This is a genomic window from Sphingomonas phyllosphaerae (assembly GCF_036946485.1).
Classification (GTDB): Bacteria; Pseudomonadota; Alphaproteobacteria; order Sphingomonadales; family Sphingomonadaceae; genus Sphingomonas; species Sphingomonas phyllosphaerae_E.
The window spans coordinates 1,249,632-1,272,278 of sequence record NZ_JAQIJA010000005.1; the positions used below are offsets into that span (position 1 = coordinate 1,249,632).

A 22,647-nucleotide genomic window follows, 5' to 3' on the forward strand; every position below is an offset into this window, starting at 1 on the left:
ACACCCTCGATAAGATCGTTGCGACATAGCAACGCACACTTCTGGTGCAAGCTCCCGCTCGGTTGACTTTCGGGCGTGCGCTCTCTAGGCGGCGCGCTTCCCAGTTTTCGAAGAAGCGCAGCCATGAAGATCCGCAACAGCCTGAAGTCGCTCAAGGACCGTCATCGCGACAATCGCGTGATCCGCCGTCGCGGCCGGACCTATGTCATCAACAAGACGAATCGCCGGTTCAAGGCCCGCCAGGGCTGATTTCCGGCGTGAAGCCGACGTCGGTCATCTTCGACGTCGGGCACGTCCTGTACGACTGGAACCCGCGGGTTCTGTACGAGCGCCTGTTCGATGACGAACGGGCGCTCGACGTGTTCCTGAATGACGTCGCCACGAAGGAGTGGCATTTCCAGCACGACGCCGGTCGCCCGTTCGCGGAGACCAGCGCGGAGCTTGGCGCGCGCTTCCCCGAACATGCCGCGATGATCGCGCATTGGGGGCCGCGCTTCGGCGAGCAGATCCCGGGGCCGATTCCCGGCATGATCGCGATCGTCGAGGAGCTGGACGCGGCGGGGGTGCCGCTGTTTGCGATCACCAACTTCAGCCACGAATTCTTCCCGCCGTTCCGCGCGCGCGAGGCGGCGGTGTTCGATCGCTTCCGCGACATCGTCGTGTCGGGCGAGGAGCGGCTGGTGAAGCCCGATGCGGCGATCTACCGGCTGGCGCTCGACCGGTTCGGGCTGGCCGCGGGCGAGGCGTTCTTCATCGACGACAATGCCGCCAACATCGCCGGGGCGCAGGCGCTGGGCATCCACGCGCATCTGTTCACCGACGCCGCCACGCTGCGCCCCGCGCTGGTCGCCGCCGGGCTGTTGCGCTGACGCACGGCGGAACGTTCGGGCGTACCACGGCTTTCAGGCTCCGACACCAAATCGGAGAGTGCCATGGAAGACCATCGCGTGTGGGCGTTCGAGGAAAGCCTGTGGACCGGTGACGCCGAACACTATCGCGAGTCGATCGACGAATCGGCGCTGATGGTCGTGCCGCAACCGCCCTATGTTCTCGAAAGCCAGGCCGCGGTCGACGCAGTGTCGCAGACGCCGCGCTGGGAACGGGTCACGATCAAGGACGGTCGGATCGTGCGCCCGCAGGAAGGGCTGATCGTGATCGCCTATGGCGTCGAGGCGACCAAGGGCGACGAGCGCTATGTCGCGCATTGCACCTCGACCTACCGCCGGCTGGAGCATGAGGTCTGGAAGGTGGTCCAGCACCAACAGACCCCGCCGCTGACCGCAGAGGTGCGGGCGGAGAGCCACTGACCGCCATCGTCGAATGCGCGCCGCCAAGCCTTGAAGGAGGGTGGCGGCGTCGCCGGACGAACGGTTCAGCCCGTCAGCCGTGGTGCATCCGGAACGGCGACGGGCAGCGCACCGCTAAACAATTGATCTTCGAGTTCCGAGATATAGTCGCTCAACATGCGCATCGACAGCGGATCGTTGATCATGCCCCTTGCGCGGCGCGCCGTGGCCAGATCACCCCGTAAACGTCTCTCGGCAGCAGCCCGCGGCATCGTCGTCTTCACCCCACACCCGCGGCGGGCCATGACCGATCGCGTCGCAACGTGATTGTACAAATAGGTTATGGTGTCGGCGGAAACTTCCTATTTGATGGTGTTTGCGACGAGATGTTGCTCGATCAGATGGACCGTTTTCCGAGCGGCCAAATCACGCTGCAGCCGGTCGATACGCACAGGAAAGCGATAAAAACGAAAGGCCGACACGCCGGGAGCGATCCCCGGAATGCCGGCCCTTGATGGTCGGCGTCGCGCCACCGACGGCACGACGAATCGGTTGCCTTACTGCGCGCCGGGGGCGCGATAGTCCTTCAACTCGTCGCCGACGATCTGCACGACATGCAGCACGTTGGTCGAGCCCGGCGTGCGGAACGGCACGCCCGCCATCACGATCACGCGGTCGCCGGCCTTGGCGATCCCCTGGCGCAGCGCGATGCGCTTGGCCTTGGCGACCATCTCCTCGAACGACTCGACGTCGCGGGTGTTGACGTTGTGCGTGCCCCACAACAGCCCGAGCCGCCGCGCGGTGTCGGTGCTGGGCGTCAGCACGAGGATCGGCACCGCCGGTCGCTCGCGTGCGATGCGGCGGGCGGTCGACCCCGACATGGTGAAGCAGATGATCGCCGAGGCCGAGACGGTGTCGGCGATGTTCTTCGCCGCCTCCGCCAGCGCGTCGGCGGTGGTCGGATCGGGGCGCGTGACCGTGAAGTGGATGCGGTCGCCGTGCATCGGGTCGCGCTCCACCGCGTCGCCGATCGCGTTCATCATCGCGACCGACTCGACCGGCCACTGGCCCGCGGCGCTCTCGGCCGACAGCATGATCGCGTCGGCGCCGTCGTAGATCGCGGTCGCGACGTCGGACACTTCGGCGCGGGTCGGCGACGGGCTCTGGATCATCGATTCGAGCATCTGCGTCGCGACGACGACCGGGCGGCCCATGCGCCGCGCGGTCTCGACGATGCGCTTCTGGAGCGGCGGCACCGACTGCGGCGGCAGCTCGACGCCGAGATCGCCGCGCGCGACCATCACGCCGTCGCACGCCTCGACGATTTCCTCGAGCCGCTCGATCGCAGCGGGCTTCTCGATCTTGGCGAGCAGTGCGGCCTTGCCGCCGATCAGCTTGCGCGCTTCCCACAGGTCCTCGGGCCGCTGCACGAACGACAGCGCGATCCAGTCGACGCCCTGATCGATCGCGAAGGCGAGGTCGGAACGGTCCTTCTCGGTCAGCGCTGCCATCGGGATCACGACATCGGGGACGTTGAGCCCCTTGTTGTCGGACAGCGGGCCGCCGACCTCGACGGTGGTGACGATCCGGTCGGCGTCATGCTCGGTGACGCGCAGCACCAGCTTGCCGTCGTCGAGCAGCAGGCGCGCGCCCGGCTCGATCGCGGCGAAGATCTCCTTGTGCGGCAAGCGCACGCGCGAGGCATTGCCCGGCGTCGGATCATGATCGAGCACGAAGGTGCTGCCATGTTCCAGCGTGACGCGCCCGCCGTCGAACTTGCCGACGCGCAGCTTCGGCCCCTGAAGATCGGCGAGGATCGTCGTCGGGCGCTTGAACCGCTCCTCCATCGAGCGGATCGCCTGGATGACCGCGATCTTCGATTGCTGGTCGCCGTGGCTCATGTTGACGCGGAACGCGTCCGCGCCCGCCTGGAAGAGGGTGGTGATCATCTCCAGCGTGTTGCTGGCCGGGCCGAGCGTCGCGAGCACGCGGACCTTGCGCGAGCGCGGAGCGATGTGATTCGGGTTCAGGGTCATGCGCCTTCCTGCTTTGCCGGCACGGCCTTAGCGAGTAACGCCGCAGGATCAAATGACGGAGACAACATGGATCGGCTCGATACGCTCGACGATGCCGTAGCGGCGGCGGCTTTCCGGCGGCTGGTCAGGCATTTGCGCCACCGCACCGACGCGCAGAACGTCGACCTGATGGGGCTGGCGGGCTTTTGCCGCAACTGCCTGTCCGACTGGGTGGGCGAGGCCGGGGGGCTGGACAAGGACGATGCGCGCGAAGCGATCTACGGTATGCCTTATGCGCAGTGGAAGGCGCAGCATCAGGGCGACGCGACGCCCGAGCAGCTCGCGCGGATGGCGGAGAGCGTGAAGAAGAACGCCTGAGGCGGGCCGTGCACGCCCTTGAGCATCGGCGCGCGCGGGCGTAGACGCGCCGCCGCACCCCATCGGGGTATCCACCACGCCGTCCCCGCCCGCGCGATTCGCGTCGGCGTCGCGGGCGGCGTCATTGTTTTCGGGGAATATCATGGCGGAAGAGCGTGGCGAAGGCATGGGCGGCGGTTCGGTGGCAGCCGACGAGCTGCGGCTGTTGATCGAGCGTGCCGAGCGACTCGAAGAAGAGAAGAAGGGCATCGCCGACGACATCAAGGACGTGATGGCCGAGGCCAAGAGCCGCGGGTACGACGCCAAGGCGATCCGCAAGATCCTGCAGATCCGCAAGAAGAAGCGCGAGGAATATCAAGAAGAACAGTCGATCCTCGAAGTCTATATGCAGGCGCTCGGCATGATCTAGATCATTGACGGCCGTCATAAAGATGGTCGTTAAGATTATCTTTGCCCCCGCTGCCGTATACGTTTGTGGTGATCGACGGTGTGGGGGAAGACGACCGGTGCTAGCGGCTTTACAGACCGGCTTCCGACCGCGGGAGGAGCGGATCACCGTGCTCATTCCGTCGCGGATGCGGCTGGAGGCGCAGTGGCTGGACGTCGTGATCCACAACGTCTCGTCGCGCGGGTTGATGGCGGGATGCGATCAACCCCCGGCGGTCGGCAGCTACGTCGAAATCCGGCGCGGGTCGCTCGTGATCGTCGGGCGCGTGCAATGGAGCAAGGGGCGCTTCTTCGGGATGCGCTCGCAGGATCGCCTGTCGGTCAAGGCGTTGATCGACGAGCCGCGGCTCGCGGGCCGACCGGCGCGCGACGCCGCGAAGCCCGAAGCCGACCGCCGCGCCGAGCGCCGGCTGGCGCATGAAGCGCAAATGGCACGCAAGGTGGAGCGTTCGCGCAGCTTTGCGTCGATGTTCCAGTTTCTGGTGATCGTGGCGGTGGGCGTGACGCTGGCGGGGATCGCCGCGCATACCGTCTATACGATGCTGTCGGCACCCGCGGCGCAGATCGAGGACGCGTTGAAGGTGAAGTGAGGGCGGGGCGGCTTCGCGCTACAAGTTGGCGCTGGAAGGACGCTTTGTCCGTCGAGTCGTCATTGCGTTCGCTACGCTCGCAATGACGGAGGGCGGTCTTCCTTTCCGTCATCCCGGACTTGATCCGGGATCCCGCTCTCTTCCTGCCGCGAAGAAAAAGCGGGGGCCCGGATCAAGTCCGGGGCGACGGCCGATCGGCACGGCAACAGGGGGGCGCTACGCCGCCTCCGCTGGCGCAGTGGTCCAGCCCAGATGTGGGATCGTGATTGAGCGTTTGCCGCCCATGTCGGTGCGCGTCACGAACAGGTCGCGGCCCTCGATATAGCCGATCAGCCGCTTGACCCGCCCGATCGAGCTGGTGCCATAGGTATTCGCGATCGCCACGTCGGACGGGCAGGGCGCGCCGTCACGCGCCGCCTTCGCCACCAGCAGGAACGCGCCGAGCATGTCGTCGGGCAGCCCGCCGGCCAGCGCGAGCACGCTCGCCCATTCCTCGGCATGCGGATCGAAGATGCCGGCGCGCGCGCACGACAGGCGGCGGCTGAACGCGGCGAGATCGAGCGCCGGCTTGGCGATCCCCGCCATCCGGCAGCGCACCTGAAAATCCTGAAACAGCACCGCCGCCGGCCGGCCGCTGCTTTCGTCGTCGGTGACGATCGCGCGCAGCACCTCGGCATAGACCGCCTCGACCTCTTCCTCGTTGCGGTCGGGCAGCGACGGAGCGGGAGTGGCGGGCGCGGGTGCCTCGATGTCGGACAGCAGTTCGTCGGCGGGCACCCGGCGCGGGCGCGGGTCGAAGGTCATCGGCAGCGTCGGCGCGGCCTCGGGCGTGACGTCGAGCAGGCTCTGCAGGTCGACCGAATCGGCCTGCGGCAGCGGGACCAGCTTCGGGCTGCCGCTGCGCGCCTGCGTCTCGACCGTGCCGATCCGCACCGTGATCGGCCGCCGCGACACCGCCGGCCCCAGCGCCATGAACGTGCCGCGCGCCAGATCGCGGATCGATTCGGCCTGTCGCCGCTCCATGCCGAGCAGGTCGGCGGCGCGCGCCATGTCGATGTCGAGGAAGGTGCGCCCCATCAGGAAGTTGCTCGCTTCGGCGGCGACGTTCTTGGCGAGCTTCGCCAGCCGCTGCGTCGCGATCACGCCGGCGAGCCCGCGCTTGCGCCCGCGGCACATCAAATTGGTCATCGCCGACAGCGAGGCGCGGCGGACTTCCTCGGCGACCTCGCCACCGGTGGTCGGCGCGAACAATTGCGCCTCGTCGACCACCACCAGCGCCGGATACCAATGTTCGCGCGGCGCATCGAACAGCGCGTTGAGGAAGCCGGCGGCGCAGCGCATCTGCCCCTCCGCCTCCAGCCCCTCGAGGCTGAGCACGACGCTGGCGCGGTGTTCGCGAAGCCGGGCGGCGATTCGCGCCAGCTCGCGCTCGGCATAGTCCGCGCCCTCGATCACGACATGGCCGTAGCGCTCGGACAAGGTGACGAAATCGCCCTCGGGATCGATCACCACCTGTTGCACCTGCCCCGCGCTTCGTTCGAGCAGCCGGCGCAGCAGGTGCGACTTGCCGGACCCGGAATTGCCCTGGACGAGCAACCGGGTGGCGAGCAGTTCTTCGAGGTCCATGGTCACGGGCGCGCCGCGCTCGTCGCTGCCCATGTCTACGCTGACGGTCATGATCGCGCCCCGTTTGGCCGATCATGCCCCGGTTGGGCAAGCGCTTTGCGCGACCGCGGCGTGCGGCTACGGGGGCGCGTCACGAAGGGGAATCGTCCATGGCGCACCGTCCACCGATCGCCGATCTCGCGCTGCGCATCATCGGCAAGCCGCGCCATTCGCTCGATGCCGAGGAACGCCGCGTCCTCGACAGCATCGATGCCGGGACCTTGGTCAGCCGCGATGCCGCCGACGAGGCCGACCTGCGCGCCAGTTTCGGCGACCGGCTGGCCGACAAGGTCGCGGCGATCGGCGGGTCGTGGGGGTTCATCATCGCCTTCACGGTGGTGTTGGTCGGCTGGATGCTGCTCAACACCGACGTGCTCAAGTACTTCGGGATGCAGTTCGACCCGTACCCGTACATCTTCCTCAACCTGATGCTGTCGACGCTCGCCGCGGTGCAGGCACCCGTCATCATGATGAGCCAGAACCGGCAGGCCGCGAAGGACCGGCTCGCCGCCGGGCTCGATTACGAGACCAATTTGCGCGCCGAGCTGGAGATCCTGCGGCTGCACGAAAAGATCGACGGGCTGGTGATCGAGCGGCTCGCGGCGCTGGAGGCGAAGATAGACGGGTTGGCGAATGCCGTCCGCCGCGCGTAAAGGCACGGGATTATCCGTCAGAGGCGACCATGGCAGGCCATTCCAAGTTCAAGAACATCATGCACCGCAAGGGCGCGCAGGATAAGAAGCGCTCCGGCATGTTCTCCAAGCTCAGCCGCGAAATCACCGTCGCGGCGAAGATGGGGCTGCCCGATCCCGACATGAACCCGCGGCTGCGCGCCGCGATCAACGCCGCCAAGGCGCAGTCGATGCCCAAGGACAATATCCAGCGCGCCGTCGACAAGGCGAGCAAGGGCGACACCGAGAATTACGAGGAAATCCGCTACGAGGGCTTCGGTCCCGGCGGGGTGAGCCTGATCATCGAGGCGCTGTCCGACAACCGCAACCGCACCGCGACCAACGTGCGCACCGCGGTGTCGAAGAACGGCGGCAATCTGGGCGCGAGCGGCTCGGTGAGTCACGGCTTCGACCGGATGGGGCTGATCAACTATCCGGCGAGCGCGGGCGACGCCGAGAAGGTGTTCGAGGCGGCGCTGGAGGCCGGGGCGGAGGACGTCACCTCGACCGAGGAAGGTCACGAGATATGGACCGAGCAGGGGTCGCTGCACGAGGTCGCCAAGGCGCTGGAGCCGGTGCTGGGCGAGGCCGAGGGCGCGAAGCTGGCGTGGCGCCCGCAGACGATGGTCGAGGTGACCGAGGCGGATGCGGCGACGCTGTTCAAGCTGATCGACGCGCTGGACGACGACGACGACGTCCAGACGGTGTGGGGGAATTACGAGGTGTCCGACGAGGTGATGGCGAAGCTGGGGTGATGCCGGCGCGGAACGGTGTTCTAAAAGCCCCTCCCCTTCAGGGGAGGGGTTGGGGTGGGGGAATGACGACCGAGGCTGAGCTACTGGCACGCGCCGCCGGAATGCGCCGCAATCCCACCGAGTGGGAGAACCGGCTCTGGCGCGAACTCTCCGGCGCCAAGCTCGGTTACAAGTTTCGTCGCCAACACGTCATCGCGCCATTCATCGCCGACTTCTTCTGCCCGGCTAAAGGGTTGATCGTGGAGGTCGATGGCGACACGCACGATCCCGTCAAAGATGCCGGGCGTGATCGCTTTATGGCCAGCAAAGGCTTTCACACCCTGCGCTTCTCCAACCTGGACATTCGTGAGAACATCGAGGGCGTCCTGCTCACGATCGTGGCCGCTCTCCAAGCCCGTCCCGATCGCTGGTCCGGCGTTCCCCACCCCAACCCCTCCCCTGAAGGGGAGGGGCTCAAGGCATGATCATCCTCGGCCTCGATCCCGGGCTCGGCACCACCGGCTGGGGGGTGATCCGTGCCGAGGGCAACCGGCTCAGCCATGTCGGCAACGGGCAGATCCGCACCGATCCGTCGATGCCGCTGCCGCGCCGGCTCGCCAACCTCTACGGCGCGCTGATCGACGTGATCCGCGCCGAGCGGCCCGACGAGGCGGCGGTCGAGGAGGTGCTCGGCAACACCAATGCGCAGTCGACGCTGAAACTCGGGCAGGCGCGCGGGGTGGTGCTGCTCGCGGCGAGCGGCGCGGGGCTGACGATCGGGGAATATCATCCCTCGACGGTCAAGAAGGCGGTGGTCGGCACCGGCGGCGCTGAGAAGCGGCAGATCCAGGCGATGATGGCGGTGCTGCTGCCCGGCGCGAAGCTGGCCGGGCCGGATGCCGCCGACGCGCTGGCGGTCGCGATCTGCCACGCGCACCACGTCGCGAGCGCGCAGGGGATGATGCGACGCGCGCGGGCGGGGGCGTAGGCTGGCGGTAAAGCCCTCTCCCCTGTGGGGAGAGGGTTGGGAGAGGGGTTGATGTCTCACCGAGGGCGGCGCCTGTGGCGGCCCCTCACCCAACCCTCTCCCCGCAGGGGAGAGGGCTATTCGGTCGCTTGTTGGTGGTCAGCAGCCGTTCGCAGCGTCTCGTCCCAGCCAGCGGGAGCGGACTTTCACCGTGACCGATTTCCCGAACAATCTATCATCCTGCGGGCGCTTCGAGCGGTACTGCAGACGCGTTCTAAACTAATGACTCGGTTATTAAGTCCGATCGGCGCGCCGCGTTTCACTACGTAGACCTCATCTGACGGACCGACAGTAGCGCCGCCGCTCATGTCGCGCGCCTGAACTGCCTCGTGCTCGCCGTCCGGCGACGCGTTCCGCGCTATGACCTACAAGCGATCTGGCTTCGGTCCGCAGCCTGATAGTAAAAGGGCACTCATCAGAAAGATAATGCCGGTCGGCAAATAGCGGGTCCTGACCCCTTCTAGCGCAAAGCAGACTAACTGCTATCAGGCGCAACCCGCCCCAACTCACCTCACCGCGCAATCCCCCCCGCCGCCAGCACCGCCAGCGTCACCAGATCGCCCGCCGTCGAGGTCATCGGCGCGATCTGTACCGGCTTTTCCATGCCGACCAGCATCGGGCCGATCATGTCGTCGCCGCCCAGCTCGCGCAGCAGCTTTGCCGAGATATTCGCCGATTGCAGCCCCGGCATCACCAGCACATTGGCCGGGCCGGACAGGCGCGCGAACGGGAAGTTCTTGAGCTGGCGGGGGTTGAGCGCGACGTCGGGGGCCATCTCGCCCTCGTACTCGAAGCTCACCTTGCGGTCGTCGAGCACCTTTACCGCGCCGCGGATGTTGTCGAGCCACTGGCCGTTCGGGTTGCCGAAGGTCGAATAGCTGAGGAACGCGACGCGCGGTTCCTGCCCGAGCCGGCGTGCGACCGCGGCGGTCTGCTCGGCGATGTCGGCGAGTTCCTCGGCGGTCGGACGTTCGTTGACCGTGGTGTCGGCGATGAACACGGTGTGCGACTGGCCGACCAGCACATGGATGCCGAATGCGGTGCGGCCGGGGGCGGGGTCGATCACGCGCTTGATCTCGCGCATCGACTGCGCGAACGGGCGCGTCACGCCGGTGATCATCGCATCCGCCTCGCCGAGCTGGAGCAGCACCGAGCCGAAGATGTTGCGATCCTGGTTGATCATCCGCTCGACCTCGCGGCGCAGGAAGCCGCGGCGTTGCAGGCGCTGGTAGAGGAAGTCGACCATCTTCGGCACCAGCGGCGAGACGCGGCTGTTGTGCAGCTCGTACTCTTCCGGGTTGGCGATGCCGAGCGCGCGGAGCTTGTCGTAGACGTCCTCGCGCCCGACCAGCACCGGCGTGCCATAGCCGCCTTCCTTGAACGCGATCGCCGCGCGCAGCACGACTTCCTCTTCCCCTTCCGCGAACAGCACGCGCTTCGGATTGGCCTTCGCACCTTCATAGGCGAGGCTGAGCACCGAGGTGGTCGGGTTGAGCCGCGCGCGCAGCGCCGCGGCATAAGCGGCCATGTCGAGGATCGGCTTGGTCGCGACCCCCGAATCCATCGCCGCCTTGGCGACGGCGGCGGGAACGATCTCCATCAGCCGCGGATCGAACGGCGAGGGGATGATGTACTCGGGGCCGAAGCTGTGCTGGACGCCATAGGCGATCGCGACTTCTTCCGGCACGCGTTGCCGCGCCAGTTCGGCGATCGCGTTGGCGGCGGCGATCTTCATCGCGTCGTTGATCCCCGTCGCGCGCACGTCGAGCGCGCCGCGGAAGATGAACGGGAAGCAGATCACGTTGTTGACCTGGTTCGGATAATCCGAGCGCCCGGTGGCGACGATCGCGTCGGGGCGCGCCGCCTTGGCGAGTTCGGGGCGGATCTCCGGCTCCGGATTGGCCATCGCGAAGATGATCGGCGCGGGGGCCATGTCGACCACCATCTCCGGCTTGAGCGCTCCGGCCGCCGACAGGCCGAGGAACACGTCGGCGCCGCGCAGCGCCTCGGTCAGCGTGCGGCGATCGGTGTTGGCGGCATGCGCCGACTGCCACTGGTTCACGTCGTCGCGACCCTGATAGATCACGCCGGTGCGGTCGCAGATCAGCACATTGTCGTGGCGGACGCCCATCGCCTTGATGAGTTCGGTGCAGGCGATCGCCGCGGCGCCCGCGCCGTTGACGACGACCTTGATCTCCGACAGCTTGCGGCCGGTCAGCAGGCAGGCGTTGATGACGCCCGCGGCGCAGATGATCGCGGTGCCGTGCTGGTCGTCATGGAAGACCGGGATGTTCATCCGCTCGCGCAGCGTCTGCTCGATGATGAAACATTCCGGGGCCTTGATGTCTTCGAGATTGATGCCGCCGAAGGTCGGCTCCATCAGCTCGACCGCGTCGATGATCCGGTCGACGTCCTCGCTCTTCAGCTCGATGTCGATCGAGTCGACGTCGGCGAAGCGCTTGAACAGCACCGCCTTGCCTTCCATCACCGGCTTGCCGGCGAGCGCGCCGAGGTTGCCCATCCCGAGGATCGCGGTGCCGTTCGAGATGACGGCGACGAGATTGCCCTTGGCGGTATAGTCGTAGGCGGTCGAGGGATCGTCGGCGATCGCCTGTACCGGGATCGCGACGCCGGGCGAATAGGCGAGCGCGAGGTCGCGCTGCGACGCCATCGGCTTGGAGGGCACGATCTCGATCTTGCCGGGGCGACCCTCCGAGTGAAACAATAATGCTTCGCGCTCGAACTGGACGTTGCGCTCGTCGGCTTGGGTGCGATCGTCGGTCATGGCGACAGCCCTTACGGAATGCGCGTCGCGATGGGAATATCTCCTGGGCCGATGATGTGGGTTGATCGAGACTGCCTCCTTCTCGTCGCCCCGGACTTGATCCGGGGCCGCGCTTCTCTTTCGGTCGGCGTCGAAAGCGGGATCCCGGATCGAGTCCGGGATGACGGCGGGAGTCAGGCCGGGCGTTGCTCGTGCGCGAGCAGATGTTGCTTCGCCGCCAGTCCACCTGCGAACCCGGTCAGCGCGCCAGATCGTCCGATCACGCGGTGGCAGGGGGTAACGATCGAGATCGGGTTGCGCCCGTTCGCCGCGCCGACCGCGCGGGTCGCGGTGGGGCGGCCGATCGCGCGGGCGATATCGGCGTAGCTGCGCGTCTCGCCGTAAGGGATGGCGTCGAGCGCGCGCCAGACGTCGCGCTGGAACGCGGTGCCGCGCGGGGCGAGCGGGAGGTCGAAGACGGTGCGCGTGCCGGCGAAATAGTCGCCGAGCTGCGTTGCGGCGGCGGCGAGCACCGGATGGTCGGGGTTCTCGACGGTCGCCTCCAGCCGCACGCGTCCCGGTCTGTCGTCGGGCCACAGGATCGCGACGAGCGCGGTGTCGTCGGCGACCAGCGTCAGGGCGCCGACGGGAGAGGCGAGGGTGGTGCGGTGGAGCATGGCGATGGTTCTACCGGCTTCCGCTCGCGATCGCATCCCGCCGCTTGCGGTCAAAGTGGCGGGTGGTTTTCGCGCCGCCGCACGGGTATGATCGCGGCCATGAAGCACGAGCCCGGCATTTTCGAACAGCGCGATCGTGACGCCGAGGCTGCGGCGATCGCGCGGGCGCGGGCCGATGTCGCCGCAGGCCGGGTTCATTCGCACGAGGTCGTCAAGGAGTGGCTGATGACATGGGGAAAGCCCGGTCGCCTGCCATTCCATGAATGGCTTGCCGCCCGCAATGGCGAGAGTTGACTGGACCGATGAGGCGCTGCGCGAGATCGACGAGATCGTCTTCTACATCGAACGCTTCGACCCTGCCGCTGCGATCCGGGTTTCGACACGATTGTTCGCGCTCGGCGATAGCCTGAGCGAGTTTCCGCGTCGCGGGCGGCCCGTCGAAGATGGGCTGCGCGAGCTGACCACTGTGCCGCCGTATATCATGCTCTACGAAACCGATGGCGAGATCGTGTCGATCATCTCCATCCGCCACGGCGCCCGCCGCCCGGACTGACCTTTCCATGACCACCACCCCCGCCCCGACGCCGATGATGGCGCAATATCTCGCGCTCAAGGCCGAATCCGAGGATTGCCTGCTCTTCTATCGCATGGGCGACTTCTTCGAGCTGTTCTTCGACGATGCGCGGGTCGCGGCGCAGGTGCTCGACATCGCGCTGACGTCGCGCGGCGAACATGCGGGCGAGAAGATCCCGATGTGCGGCGTGCCGGTCCATGCCGCGACCGCGTATCTGCAACGGCTCATCAAGGCCGGGCACCGCGTCGCGATCGCCGAGCAGACCGAGAGCCCCGAGGCGGCGCGCAAGGCGCGCGGGTCGAAGGCGTTGGTCAACCGCGCGATCGTCCGCGTCGTCACGGCGGGGACGCTGACCGAGGAGACGTTGCTCGACGCGCGCGCCGCCAATTGGTGCGTCGCGATCGGCGAGGCCGGCAGCGAGGTCGCGGTGGCGGCCGCCGACGTATCGACCGGGCGGTTCGAGGTGATCGCCTGTGACCGCGCGTCGCTGGGCGCCGAGCTGGCGCGGCTCGGCGCGGCGGAGGTGGTCGCGGCTGAGGGCGGCGATGCGCCTGCGACCGTGTGGCGCCCGCGTGCCGAGTTCGACACCGCGCGCGCCGAGGAGCGGTTGAAGCGGCTGTTTGCGGTGGCGACGCTCGACGGCTTCGGGCAGTTCGCGCGCGCCGGGCTGGCGGCGGCGGGTGGGCTGGTCGCGTATCTCGACCATACCGCCAAGGGGCAATTGCCGTTCCTGCGGCCGCCGGTGCTGGCGGCGGCGCGCGACACGATGGCGATCGACGCCGCGACGCGCGAGAGCCTCGAGATCACCTGCACCGCGCAGGGGCAGCGCAAGGGCAGCCTGCTCGATGCGGTCGACCGGACCGTGACGGGCGCGGGCGCGCGGCTGCTCGCCGCCGATCTCGGCGCGCCGCTGATGGACCGCGCGGACATCGAGGCGCGGCTCGATCTGGTGCGGTTGTTCCACGACGATGCGGCATTGCGCGACCGGGTCCGTGCGGCGTTGCGCGCGTTGCCCGACATCGGCCGCGCGCTCGGACGGCTGGCGGCGGGGCGGGGGAGCCCGCGCGATCTCGGGCAGTTGCGCGACGGACTCGATGGCGCGTGGGCGATCGGCGACCGGCTCGGCAAGCTCGGCGACACCCCCACGCTGCTCGCGCAGCTCGCGCCGCGGTTGCGCGGGCATGGCGAACTGATCGACCTGCTCAAGCGCGCGCTCGTCCCGTCGCCGCCGATCGAGGCGAGCGACGGCGGCTATATCGCGGCGGGCTACGACCCGGCGCTCGATGCGCTGCGCGACACCGGCAGTGGCGGGCGGCGTGCGATCGCCGCGCTGGAGGCGACGTTCCGCGCCAGGACCGGGATCGCCGCGCTCAAGATCCGCCACAATGGCGTGCTCGGCTATCATATCGAGGTGCCGGCGCGCGCCGCCGATCCGCTGATGGCGGCGGACTCGGGGTTCACGCATCGCCAGACGCTCGCGGGTGTCGTCCGCTTCAACGCGCCCGAACTGCACGAGGTCGCCGCGAGCGTGACGCAGGCCGGCGCGCACGCGCTCGCCGCCGAGGCCGCGCATCTGGAGGACCTGACCGCGCAGGCGCTGGCCGGGCGGCTGGCGATCGCCGCGACCGCCGATGCGCTGGCACGGCTCGACGTCGCCGCCGCGCTGGCCGAGCGCGCGATCGAGGGTGGCTGGTCGCGCCCCGCCTTCGCCGACCACGCTTGTTTCGAGGTCAGCGGCGGGCGGCATCCGGTGGTCGAGGCGGCGCTGGCGAAGAGCGGCGACCGCTTCGTCGCCAACGACTGCGTTCTAGGCGAGCGGTCGCGGCTGTGGCTGGTGACCGGGCCGAACATGGGCGGCAAGTCGACCTTCCTGCGCCAGAACGCGCTGATCGCGGTGCTGGCACAGGCGGGGGCCTATGTGCCCGCGGCATCGGCGCGGCTCGGGCTGGTCGACCGCCTGTTCAGCCGCGTCGGCGCATCGGACAATCTCGCGCGCGGGCGCTCGACCTTCATGGTCGAGATGGTCGAGACCGCCGCAATCCTCGCGCAGGCGACCGAGCGCAGCTTCGTGATCCTCGACGAAGTCGGGCGCGGCACCTCGACGTATGATGGCTTGGCGATCGCCTGGGCGGTGGTCGAGGCGATTCACGAGGACAATCGCTGCCGCTGCCTGTTCGCGACGCATTACCACGAGCTGACGCGGCTGGCCGAGCGCTGCGACGCGCTGTCGCTCCACCACGTCCGCGCGCGCGAGTGGAAGGGCGAGCTGGTGCTGCTCCACGAACTCGCCGACGGGCCGGCGGATCGCAGCTATGGCCTAGCGGTCGCGCGGCTGGCGGGGATGCCGCCCGCGACGGTGTCACGCGCCAAGGCGGTGCTCGCGAAGCTGGAGGCGGGGCGCGCCAAGACCGGCGGGCTGGCGGCGGGGCTCGATGACCTCCCGCTGTTCGCCGCCGCTGCGCAGGCGGAGGAGGAGAAATGCGACTCGATCCGGGCGGAGGTGGAGGTGCTCGACGTCGACGCGCTGACGCCGCGCGAGGCGCTCGATACGCTGTACCGGCTGAAGGCGCTTGCGCGGGAGGGCTGAGGGGCGGCGGAGGGCCGATGGATGATCCCTCGTAGGCAGTGCGTCTTATGCCGCAGGGGCAGCTCGAGCAGGCTTCCGTGTCGACGTCATTGCTGTTTCTTGCTTCATTCGGTTGAAGTGTAAGAAAGATTCTGCCGCTGATTATTGCCCTCGAGCGCTAAGGATTTATGATCCCCCAATCGATCCGGGGGGTGAGATGAATCGTCAAATTACTTCGCTCTTGCGCATGGCCTCGCTGTGCTGCGCCGCTCTGCTTTCTCCAGCATGCTCGATCATGCACGCGCAATCGAGGATCGATCCGCGCACAGTGGCGTCCTATGAATCCAGTATCACGGGAAAAGACGCCAAGCGCTGCTTTGTTGCTAGCTATCCGAAAGACGCGAACATCGGGGTGGTAAACCTAGACTGCGCCCGCTTTCCCGGGAGCAGTGTCTCCGGTCCGACAGCCTATGAACTTGCGGCGACCTCTGCTGACTCAAGGCAGCGTCAGGAATATCGTAATCGTTTGGGCGCAATCCTGCTGAAGCACTCGGATGACGTCTGCACAGCTTCGATCGGTCGTGCGGCCAATAACGAGGCAGGCGCGAACACGCTCCTGAATTCACTAACGACGGGCCTCGCCGCAGCGTCGACGATCGTCATGGGCGAGCTAGCGAAAAGCATCTTGTCGGGCGCAGCAACCACGACGAGTGGTGTTCGTGATCATGTAAACGCGGAGATGTTCAGAAACACTTTGATTACTGCGATCAGCAAAGCCATCGATGAGCAGCGGAAATCGCTATCGGCTGACATCCTCGCGAAGATGGATAAGCCTACCGCAGAATATCCCGTTGATATGATGATCATGGACATCAATCGTTATCATCAGGAATGTTCGTATATTCGTGGATTGCAGCTGGTGACGACCGCGGTGGACCGGTCCTCCATAGTAAACCTGACCAATCAACTTCATACATATGATGAAAAAATAAAGTTTCTGCAGGGGCAGGTTGACAAGGGTGTGCAGGTGCAGGCCAGACTGCAGGAAGCGGTCGAGCAGCGGGCGACGGTCATGACGGCGCTATCGACCAGCGGCTCGCCGGAGGTGGCGGGTGTGCCACCCGCGATCACGCCGACGGTCTCCACGCAGGAGAAGGCGAAGGTTGGAACAGGCGCCGAAGATGTGAAAGCAAAGGAAAAGAAGCCAAGCACGCAGTGAGATGACCGAGCCTATCGTGGGCACTGGGTATCGGGATTTCCAAAACACGCGACGCGTTAACCCCGACCCGCTATCTCGCCCCACATGATCGGCCGTTTCGACCACCTCCCCAATCGCCGTGCGATCGTCGACCGTCGCCTGCTCGCCGAGCAGGTCGCCGCCGCGACCGGCAAGGACACGTCAGCGCTGCGCCATCAGGTCAGCCTGTTGCTCAAGAGCGCGCTCGAATCCGGGCGGGCGGAGATCGCCCGGCGCTTGACCGCCATTCCCTCGCGCGGGATCGAGGCGGCGAACGCGCAGGCGTATCTGGTCGACCAGTTGCTGCGCGTGCTCGCCGACTTCACGACGCAGCGGCTCTACCCGCTCGCCAACCCGACCACCGGCGAGCGGCTGCTGCTGCTCGCGGTCGGCGGGTACGGGCGTGGCGAGATGGCGCCGTTCTCCGACGTCGATATCGGCTTTCTCACCCCCGGCAAGCAGACGCCCTGGGCCGAGCAGGTCATTGAATCGATGCTCTATGCGCTATGGGACCTCGGGCTGAAGATCGGCCATTCGAGCCGCTCGCTCGACGAAATGGTGCGACAGGCGAAGGCCGATGTGACGGTGCGAACCGCCTTGCTCGAAGGGCGCTATGTCTGGGGCGACGAGGATCTGTACGACGAGGCGTCGCGGCGCTTTCACGACGACGTGCGGCGCGGCACCGAGCGGCAGTTCGCCGCCGACAAGCTCGCCGAGCGCAACGCGCGCCACGTCCGCATGGGCGACACGCGCTATGTCGTCGAGCCCAATATCAAGGAGGGCAAGGGCGGCCTGCGCGATCTCCATGCGCTGTTCTGGATCGGCAAATATACCTATCAGGTCCAGCGCTCGAACGAGCTGGTCGCGGTCGGGCTGTTCACGCGCGAGGAATATCGGCTGTTCCAGCGCGCCGACAATTTCCTGTGGGCAGTGCGCTGCCATTTGCACCTGATCGCGGGCCGCGCGGAGGACCGGCTGACCTTCGACTACCAGCGCGAGATCGCGCAGCGGATGAACTACGCCGACCGGCCCGGCAAGTCGGCGGTCGAGCGCTTCATGCAATTCTACTTCCTGCAGGCGCGCACGGTCGGGTCGCTGACCGGACTGTTCCTCGCGCATATGGACGAGCGTTTCTCGCGCCGGCGGCGGCTGGGGCTCAAGATCGCGCGGACGCCGCGCAAGCTCGACGGCTTCGCCAACGACGGCGGGCGGATCGCGCTGCCCTCGGACGACTTCTTCCAGCAGGACCCGCGGCGGCTGGTCGAGATCTTCGCGCTCGCCGCCGAACAGGGGATGGAGATCCACCCGCTCGCCTTGCGCTGCGCGACGCGCGACGCGCGGCTGGTCACCGCGGTGCGGCGCGACGCGCGCGCCAATGCGCGCTTCCTCGATCTGCTCGCGGGCGCACACGATCCCGAATTGCCGCTGCGCTGGATGAACGAGACCGGCGTGCTCGGGCGGTTCGTGCCCGACTGGGCGCGGATCGTCGCGCAGATGCAGTTCGACATGTACCACCATTACACCGTCGACGAGCACACGATCCGCGCGATCGGGCTGCTCGCGCGGATGGAGGCGGGGGCGCTCGCCGACGATCATCCGCTACCCAGCGAGATCATGGCGCAAATCGTCTCGCGGCGCGTGCTGTACGTCGCAGTGCTGCTCCACGACATCGCCAAGGGGCGCGGCGGCGATCATTCGATCCTCGGCGCGGAGGTGGCGGAGCGGCTGTGCCCGCGCTTCGGGCTGACCCCGGCCGAGACCGAGACGGTCGCGTGGCTGGTGCGGCACCACCTGTTGATGAGTTCGACCGCGTTCCGCCGCGACCTGACCGACTTCAAGACGATCCTCGACTTCACCGAAGTGGTGCAGAGCCCCGAGCGATTGCGGCTGCTGCTGGTGCTGACCGTCGTCGATATCCGCGCGGTCGGGCCGGGGACGTGGAACGGCTGGAAGGGGCAGTTGCTCGGCGACCTCTACGACCGCGCGGAGGAAGTGCTGCGGCTTGGCCACAAGCAGAAGGGGCGCGGCGAGCGCGTGCTCGCCAAGCAGGAAACGCTGCGTACCGCGCTGCAATGGGATGCCGACACGCTGGCGGGCTATGTGCGGCGACTGCCCGAACCCTATTGGATCGCCGAGCCCGACGACGTGCTGGCGCACAATGCCGCGTTCGTGACGCAGACCGGCGACGTGCAGCTCGCGATCGACGCGCAGGTCTATCCCGAGCGCGGCGCGACGCTGGTGACGGTCTATGCCGCCGATCATCCCGGGCTGTTCAGCCGCATCGCCGGCGCGATCCACGTTGCCGGCGGCAACATCATCGACGCGCGCATCCACACCACGCGCGACGGCATGGCGCTCGACAATTTCCTCGTGCAGGACCCGCTCGGGCGGCCGTTCGACGAGGCGGGGCAGCTGGTGCGGCTCAAGACCGCGATCGAGGATGCGCTGGCGGGGCGCGGCAAGCTGACCGATCGCTTGAAGGCCAAGCCGCTGCCGCGTGCGCGCGCCGATGCGTTCCGGATCGAGCCCAACGTGCTGATCGACAACAAGGCGTCGAACCGCTTCACCGTGGTCGAGGTCGCGGCGCGCGATCGCCCGGCGTTGCTCAACCAGCTCGCCTATGCGCTGTTCCTGTCGAAGGTGACGATCCATTCGGCGCATGTCGCCACCTATGGCGAGCGCGCGGTCGACGTTTTCTATTTGACCGATCTGACCGGGGACAAGATCGCCTCGACCACGCGGGTGCGGGCGCTGGAGAAGCGACTGCTGGCGGCGGCGTCGGGCGCGCCGCAGGAGGAGGCGGCTTAGGTGTTCGTCACTTCAGCGTCGCCCCGGACTTGATCCGGGGCCGCTTCCTCTTCCCTGCGTAGGGCAAGAAGAAGCGGGATCCCGGCTCAGGGTCGGGATGACGGTTGAGCGGCCAGCATAACGCTGAATACGTATGTGGCTTTCTTGGCGGCAGGGCCGGTGCGGGCCTAGTCGGCTCCCATGACACCCGAGGATCGTCCGCATCAACGCGGATGCCGGGAGCAGGGGAGGATTTCCACATGAAGCGTCCGTCACTTACGCCCGCAGCGCGCCGCTGGGCCGGCGCCAGCGCGCTCGCGCTGCTGGTCGCCACGCCCGCACTGGCGCAAGAAGCGACGCCGCAGGCGGACGCGCCGACCGGCAATCCGACTGCCAAGGTCACCGCGACGCAACCCGCGCCCGCCGCTGACCCGACCCCCGATGCCAACGCCAATCCCGATCCGACCGCGACCGGTGCGGACGAGATCGTCGTCACCGGCATCCGCGCCAGCCTCGCCAAGTCGGCGGACATCAAGCGCCGCTCGACGCTGATCGTCGACTCGGTCTCGGCCGAGGACGTCGGCAAGTTGCCCGACGTGTCGATCGCCGACTCGCTCGCGCGGCTGCCGGGCGTCACCGCGCAGCGCGTCGAAGGGCGTGACCAGAGCCTGTCGATCCGCGGGCTCGGCCCCGACTTCTCGACCACCTTGCTCAACGGTCGCGAGCAGGTGACGGTCGGCGACAACCGCGGCGTCGAGTTCGACCAGTACCCGTCGGAATTCTTCAGCAACGTCAACGTCTACAAGTCCGCGGACGCCTCGCTGATCGCGGCGGGCGTGTCGGGCACGGTCGACCTGCGGATGCTGCGGCCGCTCGACCAGAAGGACCGGCTTTTCATCGTCTCGGCACGCGGCCAGCTCAACGGCATCGGCAAGCGCAACCCGGACGGCGAGCGCTGGGGCTATCGCGCCACCGCCACCTATGTCGACAAGTTCGCCAACGACACGCTCGGCATCGCGCTGGGCGTCGCGGCGCAGGAATCGCCGACCAATTACGACCGCTACGAGGCATGGGGCTATCCCAACCTCAACAACCTCTCGCAGAATTGCACCGGCGATGCGGCGGGGCCGTGCGTGCTGGGCGGCGCCAAGCCGTATGTCCAGTCGAACATGCTCAAGCGCTATGGCGGGGTCGGCACGATCGAATGGGCGCCGAGCGACGCGTTCCATTCGACCTTCGACGCGCTCTACACGCACTTCAACGAAACGCAGAAGCTGCGCGGGATCGAGTTCCCGCTCGCGTACAACGTCGCGCCGACCGCGGGCACGGTGACCGTCACCGACGGCTTCGTCGACAAGGCGACGTTCTCGCCGCAATATACGGTGCAGCGTAACGACCTGAACGACCGCACGTCGGACATGTTCTCGCTCGGCTGGAACAACAATGTCCGGCTGAACGACGCGATCCAGCTCAACGTCGACGCGGCCTGGTCGCGCGCGACGCGGCAGGACGAGCTGATCGAGACCTATTCGGGCACCGGCTATGGCGGCACCGGGCAGCGCGACACGATCACGATCACGCGCCAGAACAACGGCACCTACCAGATCGTCCCGACGCTGGATTACGCCGACACCAACATCATCCGCATCACCGATCCGGGCGGTTGGGGCTATAACGGCACCAACGCGGTGGTGCAGGCCGGCTTCCAGAACCGGCCGAAGTTCAGCGACGACCTCAAGTCGTTCCGCGCGAACCTGACCGGCGACTTCCAGGGCGCGCTGGGCGTCATCAAGGGCTGGGAAATCGGCGGCAATTACTCGCAGCGCGAGAAGAAGGCGCGCTTCACGTCATATTTCTACTGCCCGCCGGGTGGCGGCACCAACTGCACCGTCGCCAGCGGCACGACGCAGTCGATCGCAGTGCCGAGCGACGTGGTGCTGGACGAGCAGGTGTCGCTCGCTTTCCTCGGCGTACCGCGGATGCTGACGCTTGATCCGCGCGGCGTGCTCGGGCTGCTGACGCCGGTGTTCGACAACCGTCCGGAATCGCTCGCCAAGGTGTGGGGCGTGAAGGAGAAGGTGACGACCGGCTACGCCAAGCTGGTTATCGACGGCGAGGCCGGCGGCAAGGCGGTGAAGGGCTCGATCGGCGTGCAGGTCGTGCACACCGACCAGAGTTCGGACGGCCGGATCGCGGGGCTCAACGGCGGCGTCGTCACGCTGTCCGACGTGTCGGGCGGCGACAAATATACCAACGTCCTGCCGAGCGCGACCTTCTCGGTCGAGCTGATCCCGAACGGCTTCATCAAGATGGGCGCGTCGCAAACGATGGTGCGGCCGCGGCTTGATCAGGAGCGCATCTCGCAGAACGTGTCGATCAATCCGGGTCGCGTCGGTTCGGGATCGGACCCGCTGCTCAGCCCGTTCTCGTCGGACGGCGGGAATGCGCAGCTGCGCCCGTACAAGTCGACCAACATCGACCTGTCGCTCGAGAAGTATTTCCGCGCCGGCGGCTATGTCGCGTTGTCGGGCTATTTCAAGCACCTGACCGACTATGTCGATCCGAACAACAACGTGCTGTACGACTTCTCGCCGTTGCTGTCGTCGCTGACGCCCGCGCAGCAGGCGATCGTGCTGTCGCAGAACGCGCAGTTCGGTCTGTTCAAGAACCCGGCCAATTCGGGTCGCGGCGAGATCATGGGCGCGGAGGCGACCGCGTCGCTGCCGCTGCGGATGTTCACCACCGCGCTCGACGGCTTTGGGCTGTTCGGCAGCGGCAGCTACACGCATTCGGCGGTCCGCTACGACAGCGCGCCCGCGACGGTTCAGACGGTGCCGGGGCTGTCGAAGTGGGTGCTCAACGGCACGGCATATTTCGAGAAGAACGGCTTCCAGGCGCGCGCGACCTATCGCTATCGCTCGAGCTTCCTCGCCGAGGTGCGCGGGCTGTCGGCGACGCCGGAGCTGAACACCGCGAAGGGCGAGACGATCCTCGACGCGCAGATCGGCTATGAATTCCAGAGCGGTCCGTTGCAGGGGCTGACGATCCTCGCGCAGGCCAAGAACCTGACCGATCAGGAGTTCTTCCAGTACACCAACGGCGATCCGCGGCAGGTGCGACGGTATCAGCGCTATGGGACGGACTATTATCTGGGGCTGACCTACCGGTTCTGATCTGAACCGTCATCCCGGACTTGATCCGGGATCCCGCTTCTTCGGTTGACGTCGAG

General features: G+C 67.2%; 22 protein-coding genes. 16 read left to right on the forward strand and 6 right to left on the reverse strand.

Translation table 11 applies throughout. From position 1 onward, the window contains the following. The first annotated feature begins 123 nt into the window (after window positions 1-123). From ykgO to PGN16_RS14570, 3 genes are all read left to right on the forward strand, one after another. Complete coding sequence (gene ykgO / locus PGN16_RS14560; protein WP_003046794.1) at window positions 124-249, forward strand: type B 50S ribosomal protein L36; 126 nt, start codon at window positions 124-126, stop codon at window positions 247-249. A gap of 8 nt (window positions 250-257) precedes the next feature. After that, window positions 258-869 carry an HAD family hydrolase gene (locus PGN16_RS14565; protein WP_335310094.1) on the forward strand — a complete coding sequence of 204 codons (612 nt, stop codon included), beginning with the start codon at window positions 258-260 and terminating at the stop codon, window positions 867-869. Between the two features lie 63 nt (window positions 870-932). Then, the gene (locus PGN16_RS14570; RefSeq protein WP_335310095.1) at window positions 933-1,307 is read left to right on the forward strand and encodes a DUF4440 domain-containing protein; all 375 of its coding nucleotides are present in this window, start codon (window positions 933-935) and stop codon (window positions 1,305-1,307) included. A gap of 65 nt (window positions 1,308-1,372) precedes the next feature. Here the strand turns inward: PGN16_RS14570 and PGN16_RS14575 are convergent, their stop codons facing one another. The 3 genes from PGN16_RS14575 to pyk all read right to left on the reverse strand — a co-directional run bounded on the left by PGN16_RS14575 (window position 1,373) and on the right by pyk (window position 3,322). Further along, a complete protein-coding gene (locus tag PGN16_RS14575) occupies window positions 1,373-1,570 on the reverse strand; it encodes a hypothetical protein (RefSeq protein ID WP_335310096.1) in 198 nt (65 codons plus the stop codon). A gap of 78 nt (window positions 1,571-1,648) precedes the next feature. After that, the gene (locus PGN16_RS14580; protein WP_335310097.1) at window positions 1,649-1,828 is read right to left on the reverse strand and encodes a hypothetical protein; all 180 of its coding nucleotides are present in this window, start codon (window positions 1,826-1,828) and stop codon (window positions 1,649-1,651) included. 15 nt (window positions 1,829-1,843) lie between these two features. Further along, window positions 1,844-3,322, reverse strand: coding sequence for a pyruvate kinase (pyk, locus tag PGN16_RS14585; protein WP_335310098.1), 1,479 nt, complete (start codon window positions 3,320-3,322; stop codon window positions 1,844-1,846). A 66-nt stretch (window positions 3,323-3,388) separates the two neighbouring features. On the opposite strand from pyk, the gene PGN16_RS14590 reads away from it, so the two are divergent. The 3 genes from PGN16_RS14590 (at window position 3,389) to PGN16_RS14600 (ending at window position 4,716) form a co-directional block, all read left to right on the forward strand. Beyond that, window positions 3,389-3,679 (forward strand): DUF1244 domain-containing protein, encoded by a 291-nt coding sequence (locus PGN16_RS14590; RefSeq protein ID WP_335310099.1) that lies wholly within the window; start codon window positions 3,389-3,391, stop codon window positions 3,677-3,679. 142 nt (window positions 3,680-3,821) lie between these two features. Further along, window positions 3,822-4,088, forward strand: a complete 267-nt coding sequence (locus PGN16_RS14595; RefSeq protein WP_184036625.1) for a DUF2312 domain-containing protein — start codon at window positions 3,822-3,824, stop codon at window positions 4,086-4,088. 97 nt (window positions 4,089-4,185) lie between these two features. Then, window positions 4,186-4,716, forward strand: a complete 531-nt coding sequence (locus PGN16_RS14600; protein ID WP_335310100.1) for a PilZ domain-containing protein — start codon at window positions 4,186-4,188, stop codon at window positions 4,714-4,716. 216 nt (window positions 4,717-4,932) lie between these two features. Here the strand turns inward: PGN16_RS14600 and PGN16_RS14605 are convergent, their stop codons facing one another. Next, the gene (locus PGN16_RS14605) at window positions 4,933-6,393 is read right to left on the reverse strand and encodes an ATP-binding protein (protein ID WP_335310101.1); all 1,461 of its coding nucleotides are present in this window, start codon (window positions 6,391-6,393) and stop codon (window positions 4,933-4,935) included. 98 nt (window positions 6,394-6,491) lie between these two features. Here PGN16_RS14605 and PGN16_RS14610 point away from each other — a divergent pair, with 98 nt between their 5' ends. From PGN16_RS14610 to ruvC, 4 genes are all read left to right on the forward strand, one after another. Further along, window positions 6,492-7,034 carry a DUF1003 domain-containing protein gene (locus PGN16_RS14610; RefSeq protein ID WP_335310102.1) on the forward strand — a complete coding sequence of 181 codons (543 nt, stop codon included), beginning with the start codon at window positions 6,492-6,494 and terminating at the stop codon, window positions 7,032-7,034. A 29-nt stretch (window positions 7,035-7,063) separates the two neighbouring features. Further along, a complete protein-coding gene (locus PGN16_RS14615; RefSeq protein WP_335310103.1) occupies window positions 7,064-7,807 on the forward strand; it encodes a YebC/PmpR family DNA-binding transcriptional regulator in 744 nt (247 codons plus the stop codon). A 62-nt stretch (window positions 7,808-7,869) separates the two neighbouring features. Next, window positions 7,870-8,271, forward strand: coding sequence for an endonuclease domain-containing protein (locus PGN16_RS14620; protein WP_335310104.1), 402 nt, complete (start codon window positions 7,870-7,872; stop codon window positions 8,269-8,271). Beyond that, window positions 8,268-8,774, forward strand: a complete 507-nt coding sequence (gene ruvC / locus PGN16_RS14625; RefSeq protein ID WP_335310105.1) for a crossover junction endodeoxyribonuclease RuvC — start codon at window positions 8,268-8,270, stop codon at window positions 8,772-8,774. The genes PGN16_RS14620 and ruvC overlap by 4 nt, the downstream gene beginning before the upstream one ends. Window positions 8,775-9,324: 550 nt before the next feature. Here ruvC and PGN16_RS14630 read toward each other — a convergent pair. Both PGN16_RS14630 and PGN16_RS14635 read right to left on the reverse strand, forming a co-directional pair. After that, window positions 9,325-11,598, reverse strand: coding sequence for an NADP-dependent malic enzyme (locus tag PGN16_RS14630; protein WP_335310106.1), 2,274 nt, complete (start codon window positions 11,596-11,598; stop codon window positions 9,325-9,327). A gap of 173 nt (window positions 11,599-11,771) precedes the next feature. Next, window positions 11,772-12,254: a methylated-DNA--[protein]-cysteine S-methyltransferase gene (locus PGN16_RS14635; RefSeq protein ID WP_335310107.1), complete on the reverse strand. Its 483-nt coding sequence runs from the start codon at window positions 12,252-12,254 to the stop codon at window positions 11,772-11,774. A gap of 87 nt (window positions 12,255-12,341) precedes the next feature. On the opposite strand from PGN16_RS14635, the gene PGN16_RS14640 reads away from it, so the two are divergent. The 6 genes from PGN16_RS14640 (at window position 12,342) to PGN16_RS14665 (ending at window position 22,591) form a co-directional block, all read left to right on the forward strand. Continuing rightward, window positions 12,342-12,548 (forward strand): antitoxin, encoded by a 207-nt coding sequence (locus tag PGN16_RS14640; protein WP_335310108.1) that lies wholly within the window; start codon window positions 12,342-12,344, stop codon window positions 12,546-12,548. Then, a complete protein-coding gene (locus tag PGN16_RS14645) occupies window positions 12,535-12,807 on the forward strand; it encodes a type II toxin-antitoxin system RelE/ParE family toxin (RefSeq protein WP_335310109.1) in 273 nt (90 codons plus the stop codon). Before PGN16_RS14640 ends, PGN16_RS14645 begins: the two co-directional genes overlap by 14 nt. Window positions 12,808-12,841: 34 nt before the next feature. After that, window positions 12,842-15,415 carry a DNA mismatch repair protein MutS gene (gene mutS / locus PGN16_RS14650; RefSeq protein WP_335310346.1) on the forward strand — a complete coding sequence of 858 codons (2,574 nt, stop codon included), beginning with the start codon at window positions 12,842-12,844 and terminating at the stop codon, window positions 15,413-15,415. 196 nt (window positions 15,416-15,611) lie between these two features. Then, the gene (locus PGN16_RS14655; protein WP_335310110.1) at window positions 15,612-16,613 is read left to right on the forward strand and encodes a hypothetical protein; all 1,002 of its coding nucleotides are present in this window, start codon (window positions 15,612-15,614) and stop codon (window positions 16,611-16,613) included. An 84-nt stretch (window positions 16,614-16,697) separates the two neighbouring features. Continuing rightward, window positions 16,698-19,439 (forward strand): [protein-PII] uridylyltransferase, encoded by a 2,742-nt coding sequence (locus PGN16_RS14660; protein ID WP_335310111.1) that lies wholly within the window; start codon window positions 16,698-16,700, stop codon window positions 19,437-19,439. A gap of 239 nt (window positions 19,440-19,678) precedes the next feature. Beyond that, window positions 19,679-22,591, forward strand: a complete 2,913-nt coding sequence (locus tag PGN16_RS14665) for a TonB-dependent receptor (protein WP_335310112.1) — start codon at window positions 19,679-19,681, stop codon at window positions 22,589-22,591. Window positions 22,592-22,647 lie beyond the last annotated feature (56 nt).